This is a genomic window from Thalassospira lucentensis, assembly GCF_001613805.1.
GTDB classification, from domain to species: Bacteria; Pseudomonadota; Alphaproteobacteria; order Rhodospirillales; family Thalassospiraceae; genus Thalassospira; species Thalassospira lucentensis_A.
On sequence record NZ_LPVY01000024.1, the window covers coordinates 174,385 to 195,509 of the forward strand.

At 55.5% G+C, this 21,125-nt stretch carries 19 protein-coding genes; 10 read left to right on the forward strand and 9 right to left on the reverse strand.

What is annotated here, in order from left to right; all coding sequences use genetic code 11:
* Nucleotides 1-98: 98 nt before the first annotated feature.
* The gene (locus AUP42_RS20125) at nucleotides 99-653 is read right to left on the reverse strand and encodes a nuclear transport factor 2 family protein (RefSeq protein ID WP_082824867.1); all 555 of its coding nucleotides are present in this window, start codon (nucleotides 651-653) and stop codon (nucleotides 99-101) included.
* Entirely contained in the window at nucleotides 650-1,357 is a 708-nt protein-coding gene (locus AUP42_RS21950; protein ID WP_231858367.1) for an Atu4866 domain-containing protein, read from the reverse strand. Before AUP42_RS21950 ends, AUP42_RS20125 begins: the two co-directional genes overlap by 4 nt.
* Before the next feature lie 263 nt (nucleotides 1,358-1,620).
* On the opposite strand from AUP42_RS21950, the gene AUP42_RS20140 reads away from it, so the two are divergent.
* A complete protein-coding gene (locus AUP42_RS20140) occupies nucleotides 1,621-2,523 on the forward strand; it encodes a LysR family transcriptional regulator (RefSeq protein ID WP_231858368.1) in 903 nt (300 codons plus the stop codon).
* A 40-nt stretch (nucleotides 2,524-2,563) separates the two neighbouring features.
* Here AUP42_RS20140 and AUP42_RS20145 read toward each other — a convergent pair whose 3' ends face one another.
* The 3 genes from AUP42_RS20145 to AUP42_RS20155 all read right to left on the reverse strand — a co-directional run bounded on the left by AUP42_RS20145 (nucleotide 2,564) and on the right by AUP42_RS20155 (nucleotide 5,484).
* The gene (locus tag AUP42_RS20145; RefSeq protein ID WP_062953375.1) at nucleotides 2,564-3,901 is read right to left on the reverse strand and encodes an NAD(P)H-dependent oxidoreductase; all 1,338 of its coding nucleotides are present in this window, start codon (nucleotides 3,899-3,901) and stop codon (nucleotides 2,564-2,566) included.
* Between the two features lie 24 nt (nucleotides 3,902-3,925).
* Nucleotides 3,926-4,735, reverse strand: a complete 810-nt coding sequence (locus AUP42_RS20150) for a phytanoyl-CoA dioxygenase family protein (RefSeq protein ID WP_062953376.1) — start codon at nucleotides 4,733-4,735, stop codon at nucleotides 3,926-3,928.
* A 77-nt stretch (nucleotides 4,736-4,812) separates the two neighbouring features.
* Complete coding sequence (locus AUP42_RS20155; protein ID WP_062953377.1) at nucleotides 4,813-5,484, reverse strand: GntR family transcriptional regulator; 672 nt, start codon at nucleotides 5,482-5,484, stop codon at nucleotides 4,813-4,815.
* Between the two features lie 198 nt (nucleotides 5,485-5,682).
* Here AUP42_RS20155 and AUP42_RS20160 point away from each other — a divergent pair, with 198 nt between their 5' ends.
* Entirely contained in the window at nucleotides 5,683-6,507 is an 825-nt protein-coding gene (locus AUP42_RS20160; protein ID WP_062953378.1) for a carbon-nitrogen hydrolase family protein, read from the forward strand.
* Between the two features lie 23 nt (nucleotides 6,508-6,530).
* On the opposite strand, the gene AUP42_RS20165 is transcribed toward AUP42_RS20160, so the two are convergent.
* A complete protein-coding gene (locus tag AUP42_RS20165) occupies nucleotides 6,531-6,914 on the reverse strand; it encodes a VOC family protein (RefSeq protein WP_062953379.1) in 384 nt (127 codons plus the stop codon).
* A 205-nt stretch (nucleotides 6,915-7,119) separates the two neighbouring features.
* On the opposite strand from AUP42_RS20165, the gene AUP42_RS20170 reads away from it, so the two are divergent.
* Complete coding sequence (locus tag AUP42_RS20170; RefSeq protein ID WP_197468322.1) at nucleotides 7,120-7,659, forward strand: YHS domain-containing (seleno)protein; 540 nt, start codon at nucleotides 7,120-7,122, stop codon at nucleotides 7,657-7,659.
* Between the two features lie 84 nt (nucleotides 7,660-7,743).
* On the opposite strand, the gene AUP42_RS20175 is transcribed toward AUP42_RS20170, so the two are convergent.
* Together AUP42_RS20175 and AUP42_RS20180 are read right to left on the reverse strand one after the other, a co-directional pair.
* Complete coding sequence (locus tag AUP42_RS20175; protein WP_062953380.1) at nucleotides 7,744-9,657, reverse strand: PhoX family protein; 1,914 nt, start codon at nucleotides 9,655-9,657, stop codon at nucleotides 7,744-7,746.
* Nucleotides 9,658-9,764: 107 nt separating this feature from the next.
* Nucleotides 9,765-10,304 (reverse strand): class I SAM-dependent methyltransferase, encoded by a 540-nt coding sequence (locus tag AUP42_RS20180; protein WP_231858369.1) that lies wholly within the window; start codon nucleotides 10,302-10,304, stop codon nucleotides 9,765-9,767.
* Between the two features lie 121 nt (nucleotides 10,305-10,425).
* Here AUP42_RS20180 and AUP42_RS20185 point away from each other — a divergent pair, with 121 nt between their 5' ends.
* Both AUP42_RS20185 and AUP42_RS20190 read left to right on the forward strand, forming a co-directional pair.
* Complete coding sequence (locus tag AUP42_RS20185; RefSeq protein WP_062953381.1) at nucleotides 10,426-10,860, forward strand: DUF1178 family protein; 435 nt, start codon at nucleotides 10,426-10,428, stop codon at nucleotides 10,858-10,860.
* A gap of 309 nt (nucleotides 10,861-11,169) precedes the next feature.
* A complete protein-coding gene (locus tag AUP42_RS20190; RefSeq protein ID WP_062953382.1) occupies nucleotides 11,170-12,612 on the forward strand; it encodes a GGDEF domain-containing protein in 1,443 nt (480 codons plus the stop codon).
* A 13-nt stretch (nucleotides 12,613-12,625) separates the two neighbouring features.
* Here the strand turns inward: AUP42_RS20190 and ubiG are convergent, their stop codons facing one another.
* Nucleotides 12,626-13,390 carry a bifunctional 2-polyprenyl-6-hydroxyphenol methylase/3-demethylubiquinol 3-O-methyltransferase UbiG gene (gene ubiG / locus AUP42_RS20195; RefSeq protein WP_062953383.1) on the reverse strand — a complete coding sequence of 255 codons (765 nt, stop codon included), beginning with the start codon at nucleotides 13,388-13,390 and terminating at the stop codon, nucleotides 12,626-12,628.
* A gap of 418 nt (nucleotides 13,391-13,808) precedes the next feature.
* Here ubiG and AUP42_RS20200 point away from each other — a divergent pair, with 418 nt between their 5' ends.
* From AUP42_RS20200 to ispG, 5 genes are all read left to right on the forward strand, one after another.
* The gene (locus tag AUP42_RS20200) at nucleotides 13,809-15,029 is read left to right on the forward strand and encodes an aspartate kinase (RefSeq protein WP_062953384.1); all 1,221 of its coding nucleotides are present in this window, start codon (nucleotides 13,809-13,811) and stop codon (nucleotides 15,027-15,029) included.
* 149 nt (nucleotides 15,030-15,178) lie between these two features.
* Nucleotides 15,179-16,207: an NAD(P)H-dependent flavin oxidoreductase gene (locus AUP42_RS20205; protein WP_062953385.1), complete on the forward strand. Its 1,029-nt coding sequence runs from the start codon at nucleotides 15,179-15,181 to the stop codon at nucleotides 16,205-16,207.
* 5 nt (nucleotides 16,208-16,212) lie between these two features.
* On the forward strand, nucleotides 16,213-18,495 hold the full coding sequence (gene ptsP / locus AUP42_RS20210) for a phosphoenolpyruvate--protein phosphotransferase (protein ID WP_062953386.1): 2,283 nt from the start codon (nucleotides 16,213-16,215) through the stop codon (nucleotides 18,493-18,495).
* Nucleotides 18,496-18,662: 167 nt separating this feature from the next.
* Nucleotides 18,663-19,817 (forward strand): helix-turn-helix domain-containing protein, encoded by a 1,155-nt coding sequence (locus AUP42_RS20215; protein WP_062953452.1) that lies wholly within the window; start codon nucleotides 18,663-18,665, stop codon nucleotides 19,815-19,817.
* Between the two features lie 180 nt (nucleotides 19,818-19,997).
* A complete protein-coding gene (gene ispG, locus AUP42_RS20220) occupies nucleotides 19,998-21,122 on the forward strand; it encodes a flavodoxin-dependent (E)-4-hydroxy-3-methylbut-2-enyl-diphosphate synthase (RefSeq protein WP_062953387.1) in 1,125 nt (374 codons plus the stop codon).
* Nucleotides 21,123-21,125 lie beyond the last annotated feature (3 nt).

The following is a 21,125-nucleotide window of genomic DNA, read 5'->3' on the forward strand; positions in this document are numbered from 1 at the left end:
AACAACCGTTTGTCTTAACCTCTGTCTGAGTGATGGTGAAAAGCATGCAGGTCAACGCATGCTTTTCACATTTGGAAATCTGGGCTACGTGGCCGGCTTTATTCGGTTTTCACCGGATTGTTGTCGACGACCTCGCGATAGGCTGCGAGATCAAGAAAAGCTTCGGCTTCGATAACCAGACCTTCCTGCATTTTGAATATCCAGACGAACTGGTTTTCATAAGACGTTCCGGTGGTGGTGGTGGCGCTACCGTCGAAGCGGATAATCACCATATCGTTGTCGGCCCAGATCGCGTGAACAACAGGTTTGATCGGTGTTACAAGCCTACTGACAAGTGGCGTTGCAGCCTGTTCCACAAAATCCTGACGATTGGTGTAAGTGCCAGCAACAGGGTCAGAGCCATGGATGGTCCAGACAACATCATCGGCAAGAATTTGCCCGAACACGCTTTCGCCTGCCACCCATGCGTCGAAGGCACGGCGAACGATATCCCGGTTGTTATCCTGCTGTTCAAGCGCGGCCGCGTTTGGTGTTGCGGTTTGCGATGCCGATGCCGGACTGGTTAAAAGTATCGGCAAAACGATAGTGAAAAGGCCAGTACCAAACCGGATCGGGGACGGTATGTATCGGGTCAAAACGGATGTACGTTTCATTGGTTGTTCTCCTGTCGGTGCATGATCATGCCGCCGTGATGTAGAATGCCATCGATAAATTCGCCGTCGGCTGTGAAACCGGAATCATCCCAGTATTCGATCCGGTTGCCTTCGATCTCGTAACGGCCGGTATAGGCGTTTTCGCGATTGCCACGTGCTTCTGCGTACCGCCCGTCGGGCCTAAGTTCCTGTCGGACATGATTGTCTGCGGTAACCCACATGCCGATATAGGGTGAAGGCTGTATTTCGCTCATGCCAGATTGTTCCTCTGTCTGTTGGAAATAGGGGGCAATTTCAGCTTCGGTGACGATCCGGGCCGAGTTGTGCTCATGACGAATGACCCAGCGATTGCCATCGCATTGCCAACCGAGTTGGGAACGATCCCGGATCGCGGTAACCGCGCCATCCCGTGCTTCGAGCCGGGCGACAAATTCAAGTGTCGTTGAGGCAACGCTATTGCCAATGATGGCGTCCGGGCCATCCGATATTGCGTGGTGGGCGGAGCGCATATTGTTAAACGGTCCCTCCCACAGGGCTCCGTAGTCAATTGCACGTCTGGCGGTCTTGCCGTCCGGTGCAAGGTCGTCATAAAAAACACCGGGACCTTCGAGGTCGTAATAGCGGGCGAGTTTTTTGGCAAAGACAAAAGCCGGATCACCCGGGGCACGTTCCCAGCCATCCAAAATCCACGTTTCATGAAGCATTACAGGGCCGTTTTGCCCGTCTGCCGGGCAGGATTGTGCCGTTTCAGATTGACCGAAGGCCGTGGTGCTGATGGCAGAACATAAAAGCGAAAAAACGAGTATGCGGGGGTTCATAGTGAGCTCCTGCTTTTTTCGATTGGTGCTGCGGGTGGTGTGCGATCAAGTGCCGCCACGTCCTTTGCTCGCTAACGGTACTCACTATCTTTGTTCAGAATAACCCGCCAATCACTCGACATACTGGTTAGTATGATTTACCAATCAGTATGGACCTTAATCTTCTGACGATGTTTGCCGCGGTCGCGGATACCGGAAATTTTCGTGCGGCAGCCGACAGGCTGGGCGTAACACGTTCTGCTGTCAGTCAGGGGATCCGGCGGCTTGAAGAAACCATCGGGCAACCGCTGTTTCAGCGAACGACGCGCAGCGTGCGACTTACCGAAGAAGGTGAACGGTTTCTGGAAACGGTCCATTCACCGCTTCTGGAAATTGGAGCGGCGCTGGAAACCGCACGGAGCGCATCGGGAATGCCGCACGGGCTTTTGCGGGTTGCGGTCACATCTATTGCCGAGCGGTTTCTGTCAGGGCCTCTTGTTGCCGAATTTGCCATTGCTTATCCGGGAATTACACTTGATGTGACAGTCACCGACGAGGAGTTCGATATTGTTGCCGCAGGGTTCGATGCGGGCGTGCGCCTTGGCGAGGTGATTGAGCAGGATATGGTCGCGGTACCGCTTACGGGCGAGCAGCGGCAGGTCGCAGTGGCAACGCCACGCTATTTTGAGCGGCACGGAATTCCGCAGCATCCGCGCGACTTGGCAGGGCATCGCTGTATCGGTTGGCGCCCGTCACCTGAAACCGCGCCGTATCGATGGGAATTCGAACGTGACGGGCAGGAGTTCGATGTGGCGGTCGAGCCGCAGGTTACGACAAACGACATGCTCTTGATGATCCGCACTGCCCTTGCGGATGGCGGTATCACATTCGGGATCGAGGAAACCTTTGCGCCCTATATCCGGCGTGGCGAGCTTGTAACTGTTCTTGATGATTGGCTGGCGCCCTTTGCGGGGTTTTATCTTTACTTTCCCGGGCGCAGGTCGGTTACGCCAAAGCTTCGCGCATTGATCGAGCATGTTCGCAAGTTCCGGATGCGAGTGCCGCCACTTTAAACATAATGGTGCACCCGTTGCCGAAAACAGGCATTGCAGATTAGCCAAAGGTATCTTCCATTTCCTTGCGGAAGCGGATGGCGGGATCAGTGAGGTCGAAATCGACGTCGTCCCATGTAACGACCTGATCGGTGGCAATTTTGTGTTTGAGTGTCAGGTGGTGGGCAAGGCCGATGGGAAGGGCATTGTTGGCCTTTGACATGCGGGCTGGCATCAGTTTTCCATAGACCGTGTAACCGCCTTCCCCGTCGAGCTTTTCACCGACGCGAAGGTCGCGTTTGGCAAAGGCAACCGCGTCGCCTGACCATGCGCGCGGTGCGCCCGTCGCCTCGTGTCGCAGGGCGGCAGCGGCGACCGAAATGCCCAGTTCCAAACCGATCAGGTGATAGGGTTTATACATCGCGGAATACTGCCCGGTCGGGTCGGTCAGAAGACCATATTCCGAGAAGCAGCGTTTGACATAGTCACTGGGGGCTTCAAACGTGACATAAACACCCCAGCGCAGATCACGAAAGACCGGGCGTGTATCACGTTCAAGGCTTGAAACCACTTCGACCGTACCCTTGCGATCAAGCAAACCACCGGTTTCCCGTGGCGAGAGCAATCGGGGTAGATCATCGACACCGCAGGCAGGGAAACGAAGGCCGATATCCTGTGGCACCAGATCACAGGCATTGGCAACCGCGGCCATTTCGATAGCGGATTTGGTGCCATCAAGGAAGCTGTTGAAAATCTGGGGGTTCATGCCACCCGCCTTTGCCTGTTCAGGTGTCAGGCCATAATGGGTCCAGACATCATCGGGCGTGACATGGTGATAGGCGGGCAGATATTTGGTGCCCTTACCCGCGCAGATGACATCAAGGCCGACCGCACGTGCCCAATCGACCATTTCCGAAATCAGGGCGGGCTGATCGCCATAGGCCATGGAATAGACGAGGCCTGCCTGCTCGGCCTTGCGCGCCAAAAGGGGCCCTGCAAGAACGTCGGCCTCGACATTGACCATGACAAGGTGGCGGCCATGTTCGATGGCCTTCAGGCCATAGCGGATACCGGCTGCCGGGCTGCCGGTAGCATCAATGATGACTTCGAGGCCGTTGGCTTCGATCAGGGCGTCGGCATCCTCGGTGATCCAGGTCGTACCGTTTTTAAGCGCATTGTCCGGATCGGTGGCCTGATAGCGTTCCTTCGGCCAGCCGACACGATCAAGGGCTTCTTTGGCGCGCGTGGCGCTAAGATCGGCCACCCCCAGAACGTGATAGCCCGGATGGTGTCCGGCCTGGCTTAAAAACATCGAGCCGAATTTGCCGGCACCGATAATGCCGACGCGAACGGGATTGCCGTCCGCGGCACGTTTTCGCAGTTTTGCATCAAGGTTCATTTGAAATACTCCGTCGCCGGGCGATCAGGCCGCGGAACTTTTGGCAGCAGGCTGTTTGGCGACCAGTTCGTCAAGGCAATCATCGGCAAGCGGCGTGATCGGGGTAAAGTCGCGATGCGCGATCCACGGTTTACGATTAAACGCCCGGATATGGTTCGAAACCGCGCACAGGCTAAGATAAACAATGGTGCGGTCAAACGGGCTGATATTGGGCGGGCTGGCATGGACGAGATTGCCATGGAACATCACAACCGATCCGGCGGGACCAATCGGGGCCTCGCAGCCGCCCTCGGCGGCAAGCTTTGTAACCGTTTCGCGATCAAGTGTCCAAAGCGGATAGGATGTGGTTTCAAGGTCGTGGCCGGCCTTGAGCACGCCTGCCTTATGGCTTTTGGGGATGAATAAGAGCGGGCCGTTGGCCGGAGTGACGTCTTCAAGGAACAGGGCGATGTTGAACGCGCGCGGTTCGGGCATTTCATCGTCGCGCTGCCAGGTGCCGTAATCCTGATGCCATTGCCAGACGGCGCCATCAAAGGCGGCCTTGGCGTTGATTTTGTACTGGTGCATGTAAACCTGTTCTTCGAGGAACTGTTCAACAGGTTCGATCAGGCGGGGATGGGCACCAAGGCGGCGATGGGCTTCGTTATAGGTGTGTGCGGCAAAGGCGGTGCGGGCAACACCGGATGTTTCGCGCCAGACTTCTTCACGGTCGGATGCATAAATCTGGCGGGCTTCGGACAGAAGAAGGGCGGCTTCTTCACGTGAAAAAAGTTCCGGCAGAAAGACAAAGCCCTGTTCGCGAAATTCGGCAAGAGCCGTTTCGTTGAGTTTCATGACGTTTACCTCCGCGTCGCATATTTTTGTTTTTTGTTATGCGACCTATGCCCGGCCGGATCTTTATGCCGGGCGGTTTATAATGTGGTCTTTGCGGTATCCTTCATATGTGTGATCAGGCGGTTTGCGGCATTGCGCGTATGTGCGATTGCCAACTGCTGGGCTGCCGCACCATCGCCAACGCAGATTGCGTCGGCGATGGCTTGATGTTCGGTCCATACGGGATCGGGACCGGTTCCGGTTTGCAGATCGGCATGCATGACACGCCGGACCTGCAACCAGATTGCGGCTGATGCCTCGGGCAACAGGGGGTTGCCCGACAGGCGATAGATCGTTTGATGAAACGCGACGTCGGCTGCAACAAGGTCTGCGGTGGAATTGCTGCCCAGAGCGTGGTGTCCCTGTTTGATGGCAGCCCGCAGTGCCGATTTCCGTTCGTCTTCCGGGGATTTTGACGCCAGCCGGGCGGCAAGCCCGTCAAACGCTTCGCGCAAGTCATAAACGTGCTCGACCAGTTTGGCATCGACCGGGGCAACGCGATATCCACGCCGCCCCATCGGTACGACCAGCCCATCACGACGCAGCAACCCCAGAGCTTGCAACACTGGTTGCCGCGAGACATTGAGCTCCTCGGCCAAGGCTTCCTGACGCAAAGGCATTCCGGGAGGGAGAGCACCGGAACACAAGGCATCGACCAAGCGATCATGCACTTCGTCAGTCAGACTTTTACGACCGGAAAGAGGTTCCATCTTCGATCCTTCTTCTACATTCGGAATACTGTATACACTATTTTTAACCATTGGAAGATCAAATCGGTAAAAAATGACTCTGTGGTTGCGCGTGTACCTTAAAACACTGTTTTGGCCGGGCGGTAGCCCAATTGTGTATTGTCGGCGGTGTGATGGCGTTCCATGATCATCGCAGAACAACGATATGGAGACGATGTCATGGCCCGTTTTGTTACTGCCTGTGTTCAGGTAAATGCGCGTGACAATATGAGCGACAACCTTGCGCGGGCGGCGACCTATGCACGCGATGCCCATGCGGCGGGGGCGACGCTGATTGCGTTTCCGGAAAATGTTTCGATGATGTCGTTTGGCGGGGAAAAGGTCAGGACGGCGGCCTTTGACGAGGCGGATCACCCAGCCCTGACATTTTTCCGCGATCTGGCGGAAGAATTGAAATCGACCCTGATTGTTGGATCTTTGCATGTGAAGGTACCGGGCGAAGACCGGGTGGCCAATCGTTGTTTTGTGATTGGCCCGGACGGGGCGGTGATCACGTCTTATGACAAGATCCATATGTTCGATGTTGATCTGGCGGGTGGGGAAAGTTACCGCGAAAGCAAAACATTCCGCCCGGGTGATCAGGCGCGGCTTGCCAAAACAGATATCGGGGATATCGGCATCGCGATTTGCTATGACGTGCGGTTCCCTCAGCTTTTCCGTGATTATGCCAAGGCCGGGGCGAAAATCCTGTCGATCCCGGCGGCGTTTACACGTACGACCGGGCAGGCGCACTGGCATAATCTGTTGCGGTCACGCGCGATTGAAAATGGTTGTTATGTGATTGCGGCCGCACAGTGCGGCGATCACCCGGGCAACCGGCAGACCTTCGGCCATTCGCTGATTATCGATCCGTGGGGAGAGATCCTTGCTGATGCAGGGACCGATCCCGGCTTTATCACCGCCGAGATCGATCTGGATCGGGTGGAAGATATTCGGCGAATGGTGCCGTCGCTTCATAATGACCGGGCATACAAGCCTTGCTGATTTAAGCAGCATTTCGCAGGTGGTCAGCTATAGCTGACCACCTCGAACTCGATGCCGTTTTCGTCATGGAAGTAAAACCGGCGGCCGGGTTCATAATCGGCATGACTGTGGGTTTTCAGACCACTGGCGAGGATTTTCTTTTCAGTCGCGTCAAGGTCGTCAACCACAATGGCGACATGGTTCATCCCGCCCAGAGTACGATACGAATTTTCATCCGAACTTACCGGCGCTCCGCCGGAATAGACGGCGACGTAGCTTGTATCACTGCCGACGTGATAGGTGATGCCGTTATCCTTTGACGGCCCGTTCCAGCGCACATGCCAGCCAAACCAGTCACATAATTGTGTGGCCGTTTTGGCCGGATCAGCGACGGTGAAATTCACATGTTCCAGAAACGCGGTGCTCATGGCATTTCCCTTTTTGCTTTTCCTCAACTATCTCCTGTGTAATTCCTTAACTTAAGTTTAGGTCAAGGAGAAAATTCGCAACCGATTGGGATGCTGAGCCCCGTGGTCACGCAGTTTCACGAAACAGTGTCGCAACGTCATTTTGCCTTTCGCACATGCTCTTTCAATATCGGCTTATCAAAACAGCAAATGGAGTGTTTGGGTGATGATGAAGCGTATGTTAATGGCGACGTCCCTGATCATGGCAGCTTCGGGTGCGGCTTTCGCCGGGGAGCAATATGTTGATGAAACAGGCTTTGCGATCAGCGGGTATGATCCGGTGGCCTATTTCGATCTGACGCAGGCGGAGCCGGGTGGTGCGCAGCCCCGGGCCGTGCCGGGACGATCCGATATCACCGCCGAATATAACGGGGCGACATGGGCGTTTGCATCCGAAGAGCATCGCGACATGTTCACCGCCAATCCGGAAAAATACGCGCCGAAATATGACGGGCATTGCGCCTATGGCGTCGCACAGGGCGGCAAGGTCCCGGCCAATCCGAACCTGTGGCGGATTGTTGACGGGGCGCTTTATCTGAATATCACACCGACGGTGGTTGGTTTCTGGAACAGCGATATCAGCGGCAATATCAACAAGTCCGAAGGCAACTGGACCTCGCTTGAGGCCAAAGGCGCTTCGGACAAAAGCTGGAAGGCAATTGAGGACAATAACGGCACGTACGCAGGCACTGCACCGATCAGATAAGCTGTTCAGGTAAGGTAACGTGACCGGAAAATGAAAACCGGCCCCAAGCGGGGCCGGTTTGACGATGATCGGGTATGACCAGGATCAGCTTGCGATTTCGCCGCCACCCTGTTTGGTGATGGCAACCACCGACGGACGCGGCGGAACGCCGTCCTGGAAGTCCGGCCAGCGGGTGCTTGGTTCGTCATAGGTTGAACCGTCTGCAGGGTGCTGAACCGCGACAAACAGGGTCGTGCCATCCGGGGTGAATTCCGGACCGCACATTTCGGCACCTTCCGGGCAGGCGAAGAAGAATTTGGTCAGTGCGCGACCGGCACCTTCTACATCTGCGGCATGCATGCCATCTGGAATATCCGAGCTTGGCGCGCCATCGGTGGAAATCCACAGGCGGCCTTTATGGTCAATCGCAAGGTTATCCGGGCAGGATACCCAGCTTTCAGCCCCTGGATGGTAAACCGCACGGTCATCGGCATTCGCCGGGTTACCACCAAGCAGGAAAATGTCCCATTTGAAGGTATCGGCGGTGTGGTCCGCATCCTTGCCCATGCCGCCCGGAGGGGTGAGTTCAAGAACGTGACCATGGATGTTCGAGGCGCGCGGATTGACGATGTTCGGCTCTTTGCGCTTCGAGTTGTTGGTCAGCATGACGTAAACCTTGCCGTTAACCGGGTTTGGTTCGACGTCTTCGGGGCGGTCCATTTGGGTTGCGCCCAGAAGGTCGGCTGCGCGACGGGTTTCAATCAGGATATCGGCCTGACTGTTGAAATCATTTTCGGCGGTCAGCGGGCCATCACCGTGGACCAAAGGCATCCAGTTAACCGTGCCATCCTCGTTGAATTTGGCGACATAAAGCGTGCCGTCTTCAAGGATGTCCATGTTCGCCGCACGGTCGTTCGGATTGTATTTTTTCGACGCGACGAATTTATAAAGGTAATCGAAGCGCTGATCGTCGCCGGAATAGGCAACCACAGAGTTATCCTTATTCAGGAAAACGGTGGCACCTTCGTGCTTGAAGCGGCCAAGGGCCGTGCGCTTTTTCGGGGTCGAGGTCGGATCATAGGGATCAATTTCGACCATCCAGCCAAATTTGTTCGGCTCGTTCGGTTCTTTTTCAACGTTGAAGCGGTCGAAATATTTGACCCAAGAATACCAGCTGTCCGGCTCGATACCGAGGCGCTTGTAGTTGCGTTCTTCGCTGGTTTTGGCGATGTCACCACCGAAATAGCCGTTGAAGTTTTCTTCAGCGATCAGGATGGTGCCCCAAGGGGTTTTGCCACCTGCACAGTTGTTCAACGTGCCGATGACGCGTGTGCCGGTCTGGTCGGTGCTGGTTTTCAGGCGGTCATGGCCTGCTGCCGGGCCGGTGATGACCATTTCGGTATCAAGGGCAGAAATACGGCGTGCATAATCTGAACCGTCAATGACCTGCCATTTGCCGTCTGTCTTTTTGACTTCGACGATAGAATGGCCGTGGGCGGCAATTTCATGCAGGGCCTGTTCCTGCGATGCGCCCATGGCGTCCTTAAGGCCCGGCCACATCAGTTCGGCATTGGTGTATTCATGGCTGACACACAGAAGGCCGTGTTCGGAATTGTCTGATCCGACCGGAAGCGGCATATAGCCGATATAGTCGCAGTTATAGCCGAACTGCTTGTTCTGCGCGGTGGCATCGACGGCACCCGGAACGAATGCCGGGGCATCAGCGACGACCTTGTCACCGTAACGGATCAGGATGTCGGCATCGTATCCTTCGGCAACGGCATGGGTTTTTGCGATCTTCTGCGGGATCGATTTGAAGGTCAGGGTCGAGGCGTCCTGCGCGCGGGCCATGCCCGAGGTTGCGATACCAGCGCCAGCGACGGCCGAAGTTGCCATCAGGCCCTTGAAAAAGCCGCGACGGGAAAGGCGAGCATTGATCAGGTCTGCGACACGCGGATTGTTTGTCGGGTTCGACGGAATGTCATCGCGATCCTCGACGATTTCAAATTGTTCGTTCATGGTTTTCTCTCTCTGCCAAATGCTAAAACTAGCGCCGAGGAAGATGCCAGAAACAAACCGTTTGAATTGTGACACTTGTGTTTATTTTTTATCGGTATTCCAGTGTGTTACAGAATTGTTTCGGTCCGTTTTGGCGATGGTTTGCGGGCCGACAGGAATTGCTTCACGGCAAAGGGAACCGTTGCGCCGGATTTGTATTGCGGCCCCTGTTCGAATGCGTTGATTTCCCAACCTGAAAAAGCGTTTGGCAGTTCATTTGGACGCAGAAGGAATTCCGGCGATTGTGGGCGGCCAAATGCTTCGTTCCCGATCATGAAGGTTTCATAAAGCAGGGTGCCGCCGGGTGTGATCGCCTTGCGAAGGTATTCAAACAGCGGACGATGAAGGTAATTGACAACCACCACCAGATCAAACTGCCGGTCGCCAAGCGGCCAATGACCGGATTCAAGATCGGCTTCGATCCAGTCAATCCCAATATTGTGACCGGTCTGCGTATCCGTCAGGTCGCGATCAAGGGCTGTCACCTGCCATCCGTGATCGGCCATCCAGAAACTGTGACGACCCTTGCCACAAGCAAGATCAAGTGCGGTTCCGCCGCTCGGAGGGCAATAACGGGTAATCCAGTCAGATGGCATTAATGATGACATTTTCATAAATCTTGGTTATTGAAAGAGCCGCCCGAAACTGGCGTTTCGGGCAAGGTGTCGCTATATCCTTGATATTAAAACACCTTGCAATTGTTACGGTTGGCTTGAACAAAACAACACCATGATCCTCTTTCAGCTTAAATGCGAACATGATCACGAATTTGAAGGCTGGTTCAAAGACGGTGCCACATATGACACCCAGGCTGCCAGCGGTGAATTGTCATGCCCTGTTTGCGGGACCGGAAATGTCGGCAAGGCATTGATGGCACCCCGTCTTCGGACGTCACGCCAGAAAGAAGAAGCTGCTGAAAAGACCCGCCAGGTCGCCATGGCCGAAGCAACCCGCGTCGCAATGGCCGAAATCCGGAAGCAGGTCGAGGCAAATTGCGAGCATGTTGGCACCAAGTTTGCCGAGGAAGCTCGCAAGATTCATTATGGCGAAACCGAAAAACGCGGCATTTATGGCGAGGCGTCGTTAAAGGAAACCGCTGAACTGATCGATGAAGGTATCGATGTTCACGCGTTGCCGTGGCTTGATGAGAGCAAGAAGAACTGACCGTTCTGGTCAAATTCCCCTGACGACCTGATTTTTCGAAGCTGTGTGCGATGCAGATGCGTTGCAACCATCAGCAGACAGTTTTTGTGCGTATGCAAAATTTGATGCATGGCTTGGTTGAAATGCGGGGCAATATTACCACCTCTCAAGAACCTATTCAAAAGGAGGTGTTTTGCGCATCCGAAAATGTTTGATGAAATGATTTTGACAGAAAAGTGAAGCTAAACATGGAACATCAGGGTTATATCGGATGTTATATCATTGGATAAGTATCGGGTGTGGCTTTTGGTCTTTCTTGGGGTTTAGGGGATGGCAGCGGTTTTTCGGGTATCGACGGATTTTATTCCGTGTTGCGTTGGCGCGGTTTGCGTTGCGGGGATTGTTTTTGCCGCTTCGTTATTCGGGATTCTAACCCGCCCGGACGGGATGCTTGCTGTTTTGTGGCCTGCCAATGCTCTTCTGACCGCGGCCTTTGTCCGTGGGCGAGCGATGAACACGCCTTTGGGCTGGTGCGCTGCGTTCATCGCTTATATGGCCGCCGACCTTCTGACCGGAAACGATATCTACACCGCGATCTGGCTAACCGGGGCCAATCTCGCCGGTGTTGCGGTCGGGGTTATTCTGTTGCGCAGGCTGTCAGTCGAGGATCGCAATCTTCGCCGTCCGCAATCAGTTCAGTATCTTTGCCTGACTGGGGCAGGGGCGGCATTGGCTGCGGCGATGGCCGGGATACTTATCGCGGTACTGGTTTTCAATCAGGACCCGGTAACCGCGTTCCTTTTCTGGTTCAGCACCGAATTTGCGAATTACGTCGTTATCCTGCCATTTGCCCTGACGGTGGCGCGCTGGTCGGATTTTTCCGCGATGATCACGGGCTCTTTTCGGCATTTTGTCATGAATGTCGAGACCCTGAAAACCTGTGCACCGGCCATTTCCGTCCTGGTCAGTCTGGTTCTGGTAAAGGTTATCGGCGGGCCGGGATCAATCGTGTTTCCGGTGCCTGCTTTGTTATGGTGTGCACTGGTTTATCGGTTGCAGATCACGACACTTTTCATATTGCTGGTATCGCATTGGTTGATGGTGGTTCTGGAGCTTGATTTTCTGTCGAGTTTGCCGGTCGATAGCGATCCATATTATGCAATCATGTCGACCCGGCTGGGGATTGCGTTGCTGTCGTTGGGCCCGCTGACTGTTGCCAGTATTGACACCGCACGCAGCGCGCTGGTTGATCGTCTGGATCACGCCGCAAACCATGATTTCCTGACCGGGTTACTGTCGCGTGGGGCTTTCATGAAATGTGGCAGTGAATTGATATCGCGTCTGTCGGGGGAAAAGGGACGCCTGACCATCATGGGGCTTGATGTCGATCACTTCAAACAAATCAACGATACCCATGGTCATGCGGCAGGAGACCGGGTGCTGGTGGAAGTGGCGAAAATTATTCGTGGCAATCTGCGCGGTGATGATTTGATTGCACGTCTTGGCGGCGAAGAGTTCGGATTGATCCTGCCGGGCGTTGCGCCGGCCGATGCGCTTGGGCTTGCGCAACGCATTCGCATTGCAATCGAGCAAACGGCCGTTGGTGAAAGCGAAACTGGTAGTATTTATACCACAATCAGTATCGGTGTTGTTCATCATACTCTGGAGGAGCCGGTTAGCCTCGACCGGCTATTGCGTGATGCTGACAAGGCGATGTATGCCGCAAAGGCCGCAGGGCGAAATCGCGTTGTAGTGCATCAGCCACCGTCTTGAAGGCAATATACAATTACGCGCTAAAAGGTTTTTGCGCGATCACCATGTAGTTGATATCAAGGTCGCGCGGGGCAACTGACCATTTGTCGTTGATCGGGTTATAGGCAACACCGGTAATATCTACGAGATCAAGACCGGCGCCACGCAGGAAGCCCGACATTTCGGACGGTTTGACAAATTTGCGCCAGTCATGGGTACCAGCAGGCAACCAGCGCAGGACATACTCAGCGCCGAATTTCGCCAGTGCCAGCGATTTGATCGTGCGGTTCAGGGTGGCGACAAACATCAATCCGCCAGGTTTGAGTAACGCCGCACAGGCCTGCATGAAGAATTGCGGATCGTCGACATGCTCAATGACTTCCATATTCAGCACGATATCGAACTGCTTGCCTTCATCGACCAGCATTTCCGGGGTGCAGTTGCGATAATCAATGGCAAGGCCCGATTGGGCGGCATGAACTTTGGCGACTTCGATATTGTTTTCGGCCGCGTCGATTGACGTCATTTTGGCACCCATGCGCGCCAGCGGTTCGGACAGAAGACCGGCCCCGCAACCGATATCGATGATTTCGATATCTTTGAGAACGTCAAGCTGATTGGCGTCCCGCCCGAGATGGGCGGCGATATTGTCACGCAGAAGCTGCAAGCGGATCGGATTGAACTTGTGCAGCGGCTTCATCGCACCGTTCGGATCCCACCATTTTTCAGCCATTGCAGAAAAGCGTGCAATTTCCTCGGCATTGGCGGTGCGGCTGTTATTGGCGGATGCGTGCGACATGGACGGCTCCGAAGGCGTGACATTGATTTTGCTTTGCCTTGTTTACGCGGGCACGTCCGGCAAGGCAATAGTTTGCCGGATCGCTGGCGTGGATGACGGTTTTGCGGGCATGAGTGAAATCGGAATGTGCCTTGCGCCAATCGCATGTGTTATCAGGGTTTTCAGGTAAGGATTCGCAGGATGTTTCGCCATTTGCGTCCTTTGGGGCGCATCAGGAGCATCAAACCCGAATAAAAAATGAATCGATGCAATTTTCCCCTGCGTTGATGCTTGTTTCCGAAAGAGTAAGGCAGTATTGATAACGCCGCCCGGATCAGGGGGCGCGCCGCGTTGCAGGCCTGCGCCAATGGATCGAGGGCCGGATCACATGCCATCTTTTCGGAACGCCGATGGATGGCAAGCTTAGCGGGGATACTTCATGGCCCGTATTGTCATGAAATTCGGCGGCACATCGGTCGCCGATGTCGAAAAGATCAAGAACGTCGCCCGTCGGGTCAAAGCCGAGGTCGATGCCGGAAATCAGGTCGCGGTTGTTGTTTCGGCCATGTCGGGCAAGACCAACGAACTGGTAGGCTGGGCTGATGAAATTTCGCCAATGTATGATGCGCGCGAATATGACGTGATCGTATCGTCGGGCGAACAGGTTACAGTTGGCCTGATCGCGATGGCACTGCAAAGCATGGATGTGCCGGCACGTTCATGGCTTGGCTGGCAGATTCCGATCAAGACCGACGGGGCACATGCCAAGGCGCGTATCAAGGAAATCGATACCACCGAACTCGACAAGCGCATGAATGGTGGCGAGGTTGTGTGTGTTGCCGGCTTCCAGGGGATTGCCCCGGATAATCGCATTACCACGCTTGGCCGTGGCGGTTCCGATACTTCGGCGGTGGCTCTTGCCGCGGCCCTGAAGGCGGATCGTTGCGATATCTATACCGATGTTGACGGTGTCTATACGACCGACCCGCGTATCGTGCCCAAGGCGCGCAAGATCGAAAAAATTACCTACGAAGAAATGCTTGAACTGGCATCGCTTGGTGCGAAGGTCCTTCAGACCCGTTCAGTCGAGATGGCGATGAACCATCGCGTCCGGGTGCAGGTCCGTTCGACCTTTAGTGATGCAGAAGGAACACTTGTTGTAGACGAGGACGAAATCGTGGAACAGGAAGTCGTCAGCGGGATTGCCTATAGCCGTGATGAAGCCAAGATCACCTTGGTGAAAGTCGCAGACAAACCGGGAATCGCTGCTTCTATCTTCGGCCCGCTGGCCGAGGCCAATATCAATGTCGACATGATCGTGCAGAACGTCTCGGAAGACGGTAAAAGCACCGACATGACCTTTACCGTGCCGCGCGGCGAATTCAAACGTGCTTTGTCGGTAATTGAGGGTAATTCGGCCAAGATCGGCTACAAGGAATTGCTGAGCACGTCGGATGTGACCAAAGTATCGATCATCGGTGTCGGCATGCGTTCGCACGTTGGCGTTGCACGCAAGATGTTTGAAACGCTTGCGGAAAAAGGCATCAACATCCAGGTCATTTCGACCTCGGAAATCAAGGTTAGCGTTCTGATTGCCGAAGAATATACCGAACTGGCAGTTCGTGCGCTTCATACCGCTTATGGTCTTGATGCCGAGTAATTTGATAATGTGACTTCGTTGTGTACGATTAAGTCACTGTTAAATTGCGTCAATTATTACATACTAGCTGGAACTATCGGTTTCGGCCTTTATGATGAAATGGCAGGGAACCCCGGTTCCCTGCATTTCTGCTTTGGGGTACTGATGATATGAGCGATCCGAAATTCGATGCGGCACGCGCCCGTCTTGAAAAATTGTGGGCGGCGGGCAAGGAATTTCTGGGAACGGATTACGCCATTCTGGCGGGTGCAATGTCCTGGGTTTCCGAACGTCACCTTGTGGCGGCGGTTTCAAATGCCGGTGGCTTTGGCGTGATTGCCTGCGGGTCGATGACCCCGGATTTGCTGTCAGCCGAAATTGCCGGAACCAAGGCGCTGACCAAAAAGCCGTTCGGCGTGAACCTGATTACCATGCACCCGATGCTTGACGACTTGATCGAGGTTTGCCGCGAGCACGAGGTTGGTCACGTGGTTCTGGCCGGTGGTCTGCCGTCATCGGCATCGATCAAGAAAGCCAAGGAATTTGCCAAGGTTGTCTGTTTTGCACCGGCGCTGGTGCTGGCTAAGAAGCTGGTGCGATCAGGTGCGGATGCGCTGGTGATCGAAGGCAGCGAAGCCGGTGGGCATGTCGGCCCGGTTTCACTGACTGTTCTGGCACAGGAGATCCTTCCGGAAATCAAGGATGTGCCGATTTTCTGTGCCGGCGGTATCGGTCGTGGCGAAGCCATGACCGGATTGCTTGAACAGGGAGCCGCCGGGGTTCAGGTCGGGACGCGTCTTGTTTGTGCGACCGAATGCATTGCCCATCCGGATTTCAAAAAGGCCTTTATCCGTGCCAGCGCACGCGACGCGGTTACCACGGTGCAGCTTGACGAACGTTTCCCGGTCATTCCGGTGCGTGCGCTTGCCAACAAGGGAACTGACGAATTCCTTGATACCCAGCGCAAGGTGATTGCGAAATTCCGTGCCGGTGAGGTCGATCAGGGCGAAGCCCAGCTTGAGATCGAACATTTCTGGGCGGGGGCGCTTCGCCGGGCCGTTATTGATGGTGATGTCGAAAGCGGATCGGTTATGGCAGGACAGTCGGTTGGTATGGTAAAGAAAGAACAACCGGTAGCCGAAATTCTTGAAGAACTGGTCGAACAGGCCGTTCAGTCCCTCGTACGAAGAGACAATTAAACCCGATGAGCATGCCGTCCGCCGCAGTCACTGGTCCGCGACGCCTTTTAAAGCGCGTCCGCGACGTCATGGCTGGTCCGGGGACGGCAGAAGAACGCCTTGGGCAGATTGTGACCATCATTGCCGCCGATATGGTGGCAGAGGTGTGTTCGGTCTATGTGATGCGGGCAGGCGAGGTTCTGGAACTTTTTGCGACCTGCGGTCTAGCCCCGGCGGCGGTCCACATGACCCGTCTTCGGGTTGGCGAGGGGATTGTGGGTTATGTGGCGGCACATGCCCGGCCTCTTAACCTTAAAGATGCGCAAAGCCATCCGAACTTTGCCTATCGCCCGGAAACCGGCGAGGAAATCTATCATTCCATGATCGGTGTGCCGATCCTGCGCGGTGGCCGTATCATCGGTGTGCTTGCCGTGCAGAACCGGACCGAACGCCTTTATTCCGAGGATGAGCAGGAAGCGCTTGAAAACGTTGCCATGGTTTTGGCCGAAATGGTCGCTGGTGGCGAGCTGGTCAGCCGTGAAGAACTGATCCCGACTGACGGGATTGCGCTTTTGCCCTTGCGTCTGGGCGGGGCGCGTCTGGCACCGGGGATTGGCAAGGGCATTGCGGTTCTGCATGAACCGCGCATCGTCATCGACCGGATGGTGTCGGACGACCCGGACGAAGAACTGACCCGGCTTCGCGATGCCATGCGCGGGCTTCAGGATCACCTCGACAAGATGCTTGAAGCCGTTGCTGGAATGGACAGCAATGGCGGCGATGATGATCCGGGTGATATCCTCGAAGCCTATAAAATGATTGCGCAGGATACCGGCTGGCTGAACCGCATTACCGAGGCGGTCCATACCGGCCTGACAGCCGAAGCCGCGGTTCAGAAGGTGCATGACGATACCCGTGCCCGCATGGCCCAGGTCAGCGATCCGTATTTGCGCGAACGCCTGCATGATCTTGAAGATCTGGCAAACCGGCTGTTGCAGCATCTTTCGGGGCAGTATCAGTCCCCGGCCTTTGGCGAGTTGCCCGACGATATCATTCTGGTGGCGCGCAATATTGGCCCGGCGGAACTTCTGGATTACGATCACACGCGCTTGCGTGGCCTTGCCCTTGAAGAAGGATCGCACACCTCGCACGTGGCGATTGTTGCTCGTGCGCTTGATATTCCGGTCCTGGGCGGGGTCAAGGGCGTTCTCGACAAGGTTGAAACCGGTGATCCGCTGATTGTCGATGCAGACAATGCGCAGTTGTTTGTCCGGCCAAGCGAGGATGTCCGTTCGGTTATCGACGGTGCGCTGAAAGCACGGGCGGAACGCAAGGCGCTGTATGCGCAGATGCGCGATATGCCGGCCCGGACATGCGACGAGATCGATATTTCGCTGAACGTAAATGCGGGACTTCTAATTGATGTGCCCCATGTGATCGAAAGCGGTGCGGACGGGATCGGCCTTTATCGGACGGAAATTCCTTTCATGGTCAGATCGGCCATGCCCGATATTGGCGATCAGACCCGTTTATATACCCGTATTTTCGAACAGGCCGAAGGGCGCCCGGTTGTCTTTCGTACTCTTGATGTCGGGGGTGACAAATTGTTGCCCTATTGGGAGGATATGACAGAAGAGAACCCGGCGATGGGCTGGCGCTCGATCCGTATTACGCTGGATCGTCCTGCAGTGCTTGTTCATCAGTTGCGCGCGTTGATCCGGGCTGCTCACGAGCGGGACCTGTATGTCATGTTCCCGATGATTGCCGAAGTCGCAGAATTCGATCAGGCAAAAGAGCTTCTGGATCAGCAGTTAAAGCGCGAAGCAGAACGCGGCTATGTACCGAACCGGGTCGAGGTTGGGGCGATGTTGGAAGTTCCGGCGCTGATATGGCAGGCACCGGCACTTTTGGATCGCGTCGACTTTCTGTCGGTCGGAACCAACGACCTGCTGCAGTTTATGTTCGCTGCCGACCGTGGGAACCCGCGGTTGGAGGGGCGTTATGACACACTTTCGCCAAGTGTGTTCGCATTTATGCGGCAACTTGTCACATTGTGTGACGAACGGAATGTCCGTCTGACCATCTGTGGCGAGATGGCCGGACGACCACTTGAAGCGATGGCCCTGATCGGATTGGGTATTCGCCGCCTGTCGATGGCACCTGCTGCGGTCGGTCCTGTAAAGGAGATGGTCCGAAGCATGAATGCGGCAAGCGTTGAGGGATATGTCCTGTCGATCATGGGAAGTTCGAGTAAATCGTTGCGGTCGCGTCTTAAGGCTTTCGCAATAGATCACGGTGTAAAACTTTAAAAACAATCGCTTTTGGTGGGGATTCTGCTATTTTTATTGCTAGATCGTAACGTGGGGGTGCGGAGTTGGCGATCGGAAAGCGAAAGGAAGATCATTTGGACGAGCAATCCGGGGGGCGCTTGCGTTTCAGGCCGTTGCCTGGAAATGGGCCGTCAAATGACATCAAAATGGAAGTAGATAACGGCTATTCATCTGATCAGGCCGAAGTAGGGCGTCTTTTGCGCCACACCAGGAATAATCTTGGTCAGAGCGTCGAAGACGTTTGCCGTTTGCTGCGTATCCGCAAGATTTATATCGAGGCGATCGAGAACAGCGATTATTCGGTGTTACCCGGTGGCCCGTATGGTTTGGGCTTTATCAAAGCCTATGCCGAACATCTCGGACTGGACGGGGCAGAAATCGTGCGGCGTTTCCGTGCGGAGAGCAACGCGCCCGCAGCCCGGACCGAACTTAGTTTCCCGAAACCTGTTCAGGAAAGCCGCGTCCCCGGTGGGGCGGTCCTTCTGATTGCGGCATTGCTTGGTATCGGCGCCTATGGTGGCTGGTACTATCTGTCGAGCCAGGGCAAAACCATCGCCGATCTGGTTGATCCGTTGCCCGAACGACTGGCAAGCTATACGTCAGGCGGCGAACAGGCCGTTCCGGAACGCAATCTGGAAAATGCGGCCGATGCCCGTGCGGCAGAAGTTGGACCTTCGGCCTCTGCTCCGACCGGGGAAACCGCCGAGACGGCAGAAGCACCGGCAGCCGATACCCCTGTGATTGCACAGCAGGAACCCGCAGCAGCAACCGATACAGCCGAAACCGCAGCAGCCCCGCAAGTGGCTGAGACGCCGCCGGCCGAAGTTGCCGAAGCACCGGCAGAAGCCGCGGCACCGGTCGAAACACCGGCAGCCGTGCCAGAGGTTGCGGCGGAGGCGCCTGCACCTGCGTCCGAAACGGCAGCACAGACACCGGCAGCACCGGCAGCAGAAACTGCCGCCGTTCCGGCAGCGCCCGAAGTTGACGAAGTCGGCGGCGGACGTGTTTTCGGGGCGGTCAATGTTGACAGCCGTGTCACCATTGAGGCGGTTGAAACCAGCTGGGTGCGTATTCGCGAAGGCGATGGCAACATCCTGCTGACCCGGATGCTGAGCGCAGGCGACACGTATCGTGTTCCGAACAAGGACGGCCTGATGCTCGAAGTTGGCAATGCAGGCGCACTGACCTATAGCGTCGATGGCAAGGAAGCCCTGCCGGTCGGTGATTACGGTGCGGTGATTTCGGATTTCTCGCTTGATGTTGAAGCCCTTGAAGGAACGGCACCGGCGACGGCACAGTAAGGATGTCTGCCATCCTTGTGATGGCGTCACCCCTGATTTTCGAAAAAGCGGCCTGATATGGCCGCTTTTTTTATGACAGCTTTGCAAAATCTGACGGAAAAACCGTAAGGCAACGGTTTCTAATTAGCCCCTGATAAGCTATATAGTCGGCCAGAGACACAGATTTGCTTGGAACCGGAAATGAGCGTCCGCCCTTATCGAGATATTGAACGCCGCAAAAGCCGCAAGATCCGCGTCGGTAATGTGGAAGTTGGTGGAGACGCGCCGATCTCGGTGCAGTCGATGACCAACACCCTGACCACCGATGTTGCGGCAACCGTGGATCAGATTTTGCGCCTTGAAGAAGCAGGTGCCGATATTGTTCGTGTTTCCTGCCCGGATAGGGAATCGACCGCGGCGCTTAAAGACATCATCAAGCAGGTGCATGTCCCGATCGTTGCCGATATCCATTTCCATTACAAACGTGCGATCGAAGCCGCCGAAGCCGGTGCGGCGTGCCTGCGGATCAACCCGGGTAATATCGGATCGACAGAACGCGTGCGCGAGGTCGTCAAGGCGGCCAAGGACCACGGCTGTTCGATGCGTATCGGGGTTAATGCCGGGTCGCTCGAAAAGGAATTGCTGGAACGTTACGGCGAACCCTGCCCGGAGGCGATGGTCGAAAGCGCGCTGAACCACGCCAAAATCCTTGAAGATCAGGATTTCTACGAGTTCAAGATTTCGGTCAAGGCATCCGATGTGTTCCTTGCGGTTGCCGCCTATTACGGCCTGGCCGAAGCATGTGACTATCCGCTGCATCTGGGCATTACCGAGGCCGGTGGCCTGCGCGGCGGTACGGTGAAATCAGCAATTGGCATGGGCAATCTTCTCTGGGCCGGTATCGGCGATACGTTGCGCGTGTCGCTGTCAGCCGACCCGGTCGAGGAAATCCATGTCGGGTATGATATTCTGAAATCGCTTGGCCTTCGGACCCGCGGTGTGCAGATCATTTCCTGCCCGTCCTGCGCGCGTCAGGGCTTTAATGTGGTTGATACGGTGGCCGAGCTTGAAAAACGGTTGGCCCACATTTCAACCCCGATTTCGCTGTCGATCATTGGCTGCATCGTCAATGGCCCGGGCGAGGCCCGCGAAACCGATATCGGGCTTACCGGTGGTGGTGGTGGCAACCACAAAATGTATATCTCCGGCCGTCCCGATCACAATATCAGCACCGAAAAAATGGTCGACCATATCGTCGAACTGGTCGAGGAACGCGCGGCCAAGATCGAAGCCGAAGAAGCCGCAAAGTTGGCCGCGGCGGAATAGCTT